The sequence below is a fragment of the Alteromonas sp. 14N.309.X.WAT.G.H12 genome, from assembly GCF_036697315.1.
Lineage (GTDB): Bacteria > Pseudomonadota > Gammaproteobacteria > Enterobacterales > Alteromonadaceae > Alteromonas.
Map to the genome: position 1 here is coordinate 1 of NZ_JBAHZB010000120.1, position 9870 is coordinate 9870.

Consider the following 9870-nt stretch of genomic DNA (forward strand, 5'->3'; position numbering starts at 1 on the left):
TTATACATAAGTGTATGTAAGGGGGTGGATTCAGGGGTAAAATAAATTTCTCTTACTGCCCGCAGCAAACTGGATTTAGTAAATTGATCTTTAGACAGTAATCGCAGGGCATCCCGGGCGTGAACAAAGCCCACCGCATCATCGATGCTATCTCGATAAAGCAGTACCCGAGTATGCTGGGCATGGGTCAGCTGTTTTTGAATGGTCTTCCAATCGTCATTAATATCGATGGCCACGATTTCAGCCCGCGGTACCATAATATCTTCGGCGGTGACATTTTCTAAATCAAGGATCCCCACCAGCATATCTTGGTGCTTTTTAGGGATCATGGTTCCCGCTTCGTAGACAACAGTTCTTAATTCTTCTCGGCTTAAAGAGTCATCATTGCCATTGGACGGGTTAATTCGTAACAGAAATAGAATGCCGTTGGTAATGCTATTAATTAATGCTACGAAGGGATAGAGCACAAACAGTAGCGGCAGTAGTATCAACGAGCTGGGAAATGCCACCTTCTCTGGGTATAAGGCGGCCAAGGTTTTGGGCGTCACTTCGGCAAAAATAAGCAAAATTAGTGTGAGTCCAAAGGTGGTGGCAAAAAAGCCCCAATAATCACCAAAAAGACGAGTACAAATAATGGTAGCAATGGAAGAGGCGGCAATATTAACCAAATTATTGCCGATAAGAATTAGACCGATTAAGCGGTCAGGCCTTTCAAGTAATTTCTGAACCCGTTTTGCACCACGATTGCCTTCGTTATTCAGGTGCTTTAGCCGATATCGGTTGATTGACATCATGCCTGTTTCAGAGCTAGAGAAATAGGCGGATAAAAAAATGAGTACGCCTAGGGCAATAAATAGCGTACTGGTTGATATGTCGTCCAAAAAGTGGGTTCCTTTACCTTGCCGGACTATCCAATTTAGTTACTCTGCAAGTGGGTTTCAAGTATTAGGCTTAATCTTTATGCTAAACGAGGCAATTTTAACCGGTTTAACTGATATTGGCGGCATTATAACAGAATTTCGCGAACAAATCGGCTACCAAAATAGGCCAGAGTTAATAAGATCAATCCAATGACAGTGAGAACAATAACCCGCCGTCCCCGCCAACCTTGTAAACGCTGCCCGATGAGTAAAACCGCATATACCACTAAGGCGATGAGTGATAACACGGTTTTATGGGCATAGGTTTTACCAAACATATCTTCTAAGAACACAAAGCCGCTGACCAGCGCAAGCACAAGTAAGCTGGTGCCCACGAGCAATAATTTAAACAACATGCCTTCTACCAGCATCAGTGGTGGCAGGGGAGAGTTTAACAGTGCCGCCCCTTTTTGCTTTAATTTGCGGGTGATAAAGGACATTTGCAGGGCATAAAGAAAGGCAATGACCAGTGTGCCGTAGGCAAAAAGAGAAAGGGTGATATGAATAACCAGGCCCGGTTGCATTTCAATATGCATAATGTGGCGTACTGGTATCAGTAGCGCAGCAATAATGGTCATTGCACAAAAACAAAAAACCACGGGCAGCAGAATGATATTAGGCATCACCGACGCACTAATTAGCATCGATACGGCAATTAACCATGCCACCAGCGACAAGACGTTGGTAATGCTCATGTCTTGTCCAGGCGCTATAACAATTGCTTGAGACAAATAACTGATGTGAAATAGTGCACCAACAATGGCGAGGATCAGCGCGAGGCGCTTGTTACTGTGTTGTTGGTTAACAATTTTGCCCATAAATAATGCGGCGGCGGCGAGGTAAAATACTATACCGGTGATGGCAAATACGGTGGTCATCCCAATTCCTGTCTGAAACCCATTAACGCTGATTCATGTTGTTTTTGTTTGTATGAACGTGCGTAAAAAGACACTCGTTAATTTTTGAATAATCGTAGATACGGTGATCGGGCTGGGGCTTTTGGCCTGCCAGAAAGATCAATGCCCGTATTGTTACTGCAACTGCTCGTAAAATTCAACCACAACCATTGTTTTTGCGCGGTTTAAGACAATATATGACCAGATCCTTTAATCATAGTTCGTTGTCATCGCCTTTTTCGCTATAATGCGGGCAACATTTTTAATTTACACTAAAAGAAGCTGCCTTATATGTTTGAGAATTTATCTGAACGCCTTGGCCAGACGTTAAGAAACGTCAGCGGTCGCGGCAGACTCACAGAAGACAATATTAAAGATACCCTAAGAGAAGTGCGCATGGCGCTTCTTGAGGCAGACGTCGCGTTGCCGGTGGTAAAAGAATTTGTTGCTCAGGTGAAAGCCCGGGCGGTTGGCGCAGAAGTCAGCAAATCACTCAAGCCCGGTCAGGTTTTCATTAAAATTGTTCAGTCAGAACTTGAAGCTGTCATGGGCGAGGCCAATGAAAAACTGAATTTATCGACCCAACCCCCTGCAGTGGTGCTGATGGCTGGCCTGCAAGGTGCGGGTAAAACAACCAGTGTTGGTAAGCTGGCAAAGTATTTGACCGAGCGGGAAAAGAAAAAAGTCCTAGTGGTCAGTGCCGATATATACCGTCCTGCGGCCATAAAACAACTTGAAACCTTGGCTACGGAAGTGGGCGTCGGTTTCCATGCTTCGTCAATCGAGCAAAAACCGGTGGATATTGTTAACGGCGCCATCGATGCTGCCCGTAAACAATTTTACGACGTATTGTTAGTGGATACCGCCGGTCGATTGCATGTCGATACAGACATGATGGAAGAAATCAAAGGGCTACATGCTGCCGTTAATCCGGTGGAAACCTTATTCGTGGTGGATGCCATGACAGGTCAGGATGCGGCAAATACCGCGAAAGCCTTTAATGATGCGCTGCCGCTAACCGGGGTGATCCTCACAAAAGCCGACGGTGATGCCAGAGGCGGGGCGGCACTGTCGGTGCGTAAAATTACCGGCAAGCCCATTAAATTTATCGGTATGGGTGAAAAGGTGGATGCCCTTGAGCCTTTCCATCCAGAACGTATTGCGTCACGTATTCTCGGTATGGGCGATGTGCTTAGCTTAATTGAAGAAGTTGAACGCAAAGTCGATAAAGAGAAAGCGCAAAAGCTGGCTAAAAAAGTCCAAAAAGGCAAAGGCTTTGATCTGCAAGACTTTAAAGAACAGCTCGAGCAAATGCGCAATATGGGCGGCATGATGGGGCTGATGGATAAGCTACCAGGCATGGGCGGCATGGCAGATAAAATTAAAGATCAAGCCAACGATAAGCAATTTACCCAAATGGAAGCCATTATCAATTCCATGACGCCGGGAGAGCGCACCAAGCCTGAAATCATAAAAGGCTCTCGGAAGCGTCGTATTGCCGCCGGTTCGGGTACGCAGATCCAAGACGTGAATCGTTTGCTCAAGCAGTTTACCCAAATGCAAAAAATGATGAAGAAAATGTCCGGTGGCGGCATGAAAAAAATGATGCGCCAGATGAAAGGCATGATGCCACCTGGTGGCGGCATGGGCGGCGGTGGCGGTATGTTCCCACCACGCTAAGACAACATAAACAACGCTGCCTACGCAGCGTTTTTTATGGGTGTGGTTAATCGTTGTTCAATCGAGCCGAGTATCCTTATTTAGGCACTCGGTGAGGCTGGGCAACCCCGTGATTTCATACTACACTGCTTAGCCATTGATAATGACGATACGAGTGGGCAGGGCGTGTATGGATGCCACCCGTTCCCAAACAATAGTCTCCCTCTCTTATCGTTCTAGCATCATCTTCATTGGCAAAAAATTCGAAAAACAATGTTCAGCGCCAATACGACAACAGGAAAATTATGGCCGGTTTAAAACGCATCATACTTATCGATACGCACCTACCCGGAGTGGTCGAACTCAAACTGGATGGACACACCAATATTTGTGGTACCAATGCTTCGGGTAAAACTACCTTGCAGCGGCTTATTCCGGTGTTTTACGGTGAATACCCAAGTCGGGTCGTACCCTCCACCCGTGACAGTTTTGAACGCTGGTATTTACCGCGCACCTCCAGTTTCATTATTTATGAATTCACCCGTGCCGAAGGGGATTTATGTCAGGCGGTACTGAGTTCTAACGGGACAGGTGTTAACTACCGGTTTATTGGCAAGCCCTTTGATATTGATGATTACTTGCTGCCGGAGAAAAACGGTACGCGCACCAGTATCACCAGCGCTGAATTAGCCCGGGCCATGAAGCGCAATAATGTGTTGGTGACCAGTTTACTGACCACTAAAGACTATCGGGCGATTTTACAAAATGATCATGGGGTACTAAATCAAAGCAGTACAGCCCGTGAGTTATTAGGTTATGCCCGTATTTTTAGTTTGTGTCCGCCAAATTTGCACGTACGCCATATAGAAAAACTGGCGAAAGCCGTGCATTCCAAAGAAGGCAAGATGGAAACCATCAAGGCCATGATAGCGGCAATTTTGGAAGAAGATGGGGTGCAGCCACCGGCGTCTAATTTAAGCCGAAACCGGGTAGATGATTGGCTGCGTGAATGCCAGCTAATTAAACAGTTTGATGGTATTCGCCCTGAATTTGCCAAGCTGGAACAAGCGGACATGGCCTTAGGCACCACGGAAAAACAACTGGCGCAATTAAAGCTGGCATTTGAAACAGATAAGTCCGTGTTGTCCTCGGTGGTGGAAAAGGCAAAAGCCCAGCTGGAAGAGAATCAATACAACAGTAAGCAAAATGAAAGTCAGTGGTCACAAACACGAGATGAATTGAATCAGACCGTGTCTTCAGCACGGGCCGATGTTGAAAAATACACCGCAGAGTTAGATGCGGTTGAAGCTCAGTTCCAAAGCTGGCAAGAGCAGGATATTGAACAGCTTAAAGATGATGTGGCGAACCTGGGGCAATGGCAAAACGAGCTGGAGACCGTATCGAGTCGTTATACCTTGCTGACGGAAAAACATCAGGATATCGAATCTACGTTTAACCGCCGTATTGCCGAGCTAGGGGAAAGGCTGAGTTTGAATCTAGAGCAGTTGTCGGCCAGTCGGCAGGAAGCGGCGGATAAGCGCAGTGATCTTCAGGATAAAGAGCGCAATGCGCTACAACAAATACGGGATGATTTTGCCCAGCAGCTGCAAGTACTCAGTCAGAACCATCAATCAGCATTAAGTGATTTAAAAGTTGCGGAAGCAGAGTTTAAAGCTGGCCTGAATAATGCCGGTTACAATGAATTTGAACAGTCTCAGTTAGATATTCTTGACGCCGCCATCAAAGAAGCGGGCATTCATGAAGACGCTGCCCGGACAGAGTATCGCAATGCGCAGCAGCAACACACCCAAGCCGTGCAACAACGCCAAACGGCCTCGGCGGCGTTGGATAAAGCCCGATTGCAACATCAGCAAGCGGAAAAGCAAGTGGAACATATTCATCAGTTGTTGTATCCCGGTGAAGGTTCGTTGCTGGAATTTTTGCGTGGGAATTTAGAGAACTGGGAACAGAACGTGGGCAAGGTATTGCGCCCTGAACTTTTGGAACGAAAAGATCTTGCGCCCCAACTGACGGGCGGTGACACCCTATTTGGCCTTTCGATGGCGCTAGAGACGCTGGAAACGCCAGAATATGCCAATACAGAACAAGAACTTAAAGGGCGTTTAAAACAGGCTGAAGAAGCCCTAGGCGAAGCCCTAGAGGTACAAAATAGCTGTGAAGCACAGTTGGCTAAAGCCAACGAAGACGTGCGCAATGCCGAGCTGGCCATGAGTCAAAAAGACAATGGGGTTCGCAGTGCAGAGGCAAGCCGCAAGCGGGCTCAACAAGATAAAGATACGGTGCTCAGCGAATATCAACAGGCATTGTCAGAGCGCAAGCAAAAAGCCAGAGCCAAACTGGACGATAACGTTAAAGCCAGAAAGAAACTGGTTGCACAGTTTGAGTTAGACAGAGAGGAAATTAAAGATCAGCAACGGGAAACGGAAACCGAACACCGTTTTCACTGGCAGCAATTAATATCCGATACTGACGGACGAATTAGTCAACTTGATGGGGATATGCGCAAAGCTAAAGAGACCGCAGCTAAAGATCGCCGGGATATGGAACAGTGGTTGGAAAATGAGCTGAATAACCGCGGGGTCGATGTGGACGAAATCGGCGCATTGAAAAAACGCATCAAAGTGCTCAAAGAGAATATATATCGTACAGAAACCCATCGAAATAAGGTGGTTGATTACCAACGCTGGTATGAGACGGTATTTACCGGTCATAAAATTAGCTGGCAAAACAGCTTGTCAAAAGCCCGCAAGGAGCTGGCCGATGCAGAGCGCGCCTTGGCGCAGAAACAAACGGCATATCGGGAAGTGCGAGAAACCCTCAAAGAGCAATTTGAGCAATTACAGCGTGAGGTAAAAAATGCCTCTGAACAGTACGAGCAGGTAATTAACTTTACCAAAACCCTGTCTCGGCTTCCTCTGCCAAAAGGGCAGCTTGATGAACAACTGACTCACGATGAACTGTCTATCAATCAGCGACTTTCACAAGTACAAAGCGCCTTGCAGGAGCGGGAAACATTACTGGCTAACGTCAAAGCCTATGTGGAACGCTTCGATCAGTTAATTGCGGCACAAGCCGGTACGGGATTGTCCGATACGTGGGAACGGGCGCGGGATGAATGTACGACCATGAATGCCCAGGGCGTAAAAGGTATCGATCACCGTCGTATGGTGTCTCATTTAGCGCAATTGCTTAACGTTATCGTGCCGCAAAAATTACAAGGGTTAAAAGAGCAGGGGCGTATTTTTGGTGCAGATTTAAGCCAATATTACTTTGTTTTGGCCGATATCGATAAACGTATCGTGAGCCAGAGCCGTCGCATTACCCGAGAAGTGGATGGTGAACTCTTTTTAGATGGCGTGTCCGACTCGGCGGTAAAAATTCGTTCACGGATCAGCGAACTGGAATTCTGGCCAGAACTGGAACAATTCCGCACTCTTTATGATGACTGGATGTCACAAGGTGCCAACACCTTGCCCGATGAAGAATACGGACAAAGCATGCGCAGAGTCTTGGATATTCTGGGGCGGGCGGCATTAACCGGCGGTATCAGCAAGCTGCTGGATATCGAGTTGCACCTTCGGGAAGGCAATAGTGATTTGGTTATCCGCACCGACAGACAGCTTAACGAGTCGTCGAGTCATGGTATGGCGTACCTTATTTTGTGTAAGTTCTTACTGGCCTTTACCCGATTGTTACGGGGAGAAGCCGACACAACAATTCATTGGCCTATCGATGAACTTGGCACCTTGCATCAAAGTAATGTGAAGAAAATATTTGATGCTTGTCAGAACAATAACATCAGTGTGGTGGGGGCCTTTCCTAACCCGGAATCTGATGTCTTAACCCTGTTTGCAAACAGGTATCTTATCGATAAAGTCAGTCGACAGTTACAGGTGGTGGAGCCGAAAGTAAGCGCCATTGCAGAACGAATAAAAGCGCGTCGTGAACAGGAGGCGTCGGCATGATGTCAGAACAAGGCCGCATATTAAGTGCGTTATTAAAAGGGTGTTTTGTCTGTCAGGTAAGCGATGAAGAAGGTTGGCGTTTTTTAAAAAATCGGGAAAATGCCGACAAGCTGGAGCCCCATTTAAATGTGCTTAATCGTACGTTAGCGTCAACGGGAGAAGGTGAAGTGTTTTTTGCTGCTTATCTCACCATTGGCGACGAGGAGCGAAAAGTGCTGGCGCAGCAATTTCAGGAAACTGCGTCTGCGTTGGTACCTTTAGTGGAATGGCTGTTACTGGTGCAGCAGGCCAGTGAATCAGATTTGCCTGTTACGTTAGGAAATGCGCTGCGATTAAACGAATTGCAAAGCGTGATTGAAGATACCCCGGCGTATGCCGAACAACTGGAAAAAATCTCCCGTTACCGGTTATTTAATTCAAGCAGTATGAACCTGGACGGACAGCTAAAGCAGGTGTTTAAGCGGCTCACTGATTTGGGCTACCTCATCAAACCGAACAATGAAAAACAGATTTATCTGGTAACAGGGAAAGTTGAGCACCTCTACGAGATGATTAAATTTATTGATGAAACCGAATCACTGTCTTTATCTGAGCAGGCCGAAGCCGCGGTGCAGCAAGGTAGTCTGATATGAGCCAAGTGTTGATACAAGCTGGAACAAAGCTACTTAATGCATTGGGACGCCACAGCGACCTGATTATGCATGCTTATATCAACGGGGCGATAAACGAAAGTGACTATAGCCGCAAAGTCCTCGACCAGTTGGTGCAGTTAGGTGTGTTGTGGCGACCGGATCCCCAAAGCCCCTTACGACTTAAAAATGCGGTAAGGACGCTGTTAGAAGGCAGCCTGCAGGACGATCGTAACCGTACCATCAATACCAATATTACAGCGTCATTAGCCAGTTTACGTACCTTAGCCGAGCACTACAAAGAGGCGTTACACTACAACCGCTTTAATGAGGCCCATGCCCATATTGGCGATCTTACTGAGCATGTGTATCAGCTTACCGAATCCTTGTCGAATAGCGTCAGGGTGTTATTTAGCCGTATTAATAACGAATTTGGTTATGTGTCATCGGTGGAGGCAAAAATTCGGGAAAACGAACTGGCCCAGGGGCAAGTGAGCGACCTGTTGCAACAGTTAGAGAGCTTTCATTTTGATGAATTAAGCGAGTTAGCCGGCAGCAATCGGGAACTTCGTCATTTGCTCGTGGTCGCATTACAACAGAGCTTTGCCAGTGCGGCTCAGGAATTATCGGTGGTGCAGGCCAGATTACTGGATCTGTTGGGCCGCTTTAGAGAGTTTCAGGGACGTACCCGGTTGTTAAAAGGTTTCATTTTACATATGGAACAACAACCTGATTTTACGCCCAGTAATTACGGCAATCTTAGTCAGGTACCCGTATTGTTTAACCAAGCAGAAAATATGCTTGGTGTTGCCAGTGCCGATGTTAATCAGGTTGAACATGAGTCTGAGTATCAACAAATTGTTGCGTCACTGACAGATATTTACCGCAGAAAAGCGGACGATGAAGTTTCTCCGCGCACGCAGGAAATAGAGGTAACCGCTCAAGGCAGTGTGATCTTAGAGAAAGATCCCATCCATGAGGCGGTAGATGCCTTTTTCTGTGATGTAATTGATTCGGGACAGCCTAAATCGGCGTTGGAGTATTATACTCAACAGGATTTGACCTTTGATCAGGAAGTGTGGATCTATCAGGTGATTGGCGGTTATCAAGCATTGGACGACAATGACAAAGCGTTTTTTGCTTTGGATCCAAGTGGGCAGGTGGATCGTATTTTTTCCGGCAACTTTTACATTAACGATGTCACCTTAGGTTTACGTTAACATTATGTTAATACTCTAAATGATTAAAAATCAAACCAAAAAAAAGTAAAAGTAGGATGCAATTTAAAAAAATATCCATATAATTAACATTTGTGTAACATAACCAGCTTTTGTACCAGCTATGCGTAATAGGCGTGTCATGAAACTAAGCTACTGTGATACGTGTTCCTGGTGAAGTGGATTTATCAGACTGTTAAGGCATATGGCACACAATGGAGATTATCATGCAGTTGTCCCATGAACAGGCGTTTAACCAAGCGCTAATTCGTTTATCCGTATTGTTATATCAGGTAGATGGAAAGGTAACGCTGTCAGAGCAGGATTACCTAGAAGAAATAATCAATGATCTCGACTGGCAAAGTCCTATCTGTCGGGAAGCCTTTTTTACTGAAACAATTTATCAAACCCGGCAGATATTAGATGCCGGTGAAGAAAAACACTATTTGCGTACCTTGCAACGTGATTTGCAATATGATGCAGATAAAGCGTTGGAAGTGGCGATGACCATCACCGGTGTGGACGGGGAACGCAGCGAAGAAGAAACCGAACTTCTTTCACTG

Annotated in this window: 7 protein-coding genes; 5 read left to right on the top strand and 2 right to left on the bottom strand. The window is 46.2% G+C overall.

Annotated features, from left to right (window positions below):
- The coding region (locus tag V5298_RS18110) for an HlyC/CorC family transporter (RefSeq protein WP_332932832.1) at positions 1–881 on the bottom strand (881 nt) is incomplete at its 3' end.
- 125 nt (positions 882–1006) lie between these two features.
- Positions 1007–1798 carry a cytochrome C assembly family protein gene (locus V5298_RS18115; RefSeq protein ID WP_332932833.1) on the bottom strand — a complete coding sequence of 264 codons (792 nt, stop codon included), beginning with the start codon at positions 1796–1798 and terminating at the stop codon, positions 1007–1009.
- A gap of 309 nt (positions 1799–2107) precedes the next feature.
- On the opposite strand from V5298_RS18115, the gene ffh reads away from it, so the two are divergent.
- From ffh to V5298_RS18140, 5 genes are all read left to right on the top strand, one after another.
- Positions 2108–3496 (top strand): signal recognition particle protein, encoded by a 1389-nt coding sequence (ffh, locus tag V5298_RS18120; protein ID WP_332932834.1) that lies wholly within the window; start codon positions 2108–2110, stop codon positions 3494–3496.
- Positions 3497–3780: 284 nt separating this feature from the next.
- On the top strand, positions 3781–7461 hold the full coding sequence (locus V5298_RS18125; protein WP_332932835.1) for an ATP-binding protein: 3681 nt from the start codon (positions 3781–3783) through the stop codon (positions 7459–7461).
- Positions 7458–8093 carry a condensin complex protein MksE gene (locus V5298_RS18130; RefSeq protein ID WP_332932836.1) on the top strand — a complete coding sequence of 212 codons (636 nt, stop codon included), beginning with the start codon at positions 7458–7460 and terminating at the stop codon, positions 8091–8093. Before V5298_RS18125 ends, V5298_RS18130 begins: the two co-directional genes overlap by 4 nt.
- Positions 8090–9310 carry a phosphoenolpyruvate carboxylase gene (locus tag V5298_RS18135; RefSeq protein ID WP_332932837.1) on the top strand — a complete coding sequence of 407 codons (1221 nt, stop codon included), beginning with the start codon at positions 8090–8092 and terminating at the stop codon, positions 9308–9310. The genes V5298_RS18130 and V5298_RS18135 overlap by 4 nt, the downstream gene beginning before the upstream one ends.
- A 224-nt stretch (positions 9311–9534) precedes the next feature.
- Positions 9535–9870 (top strand): TerB family tellurite resistance protein (locus V5298_RS18140; RefSeq protein WP_332932838.1); only part of this gene is annotated, 336 nt, incomplete at its 3' end.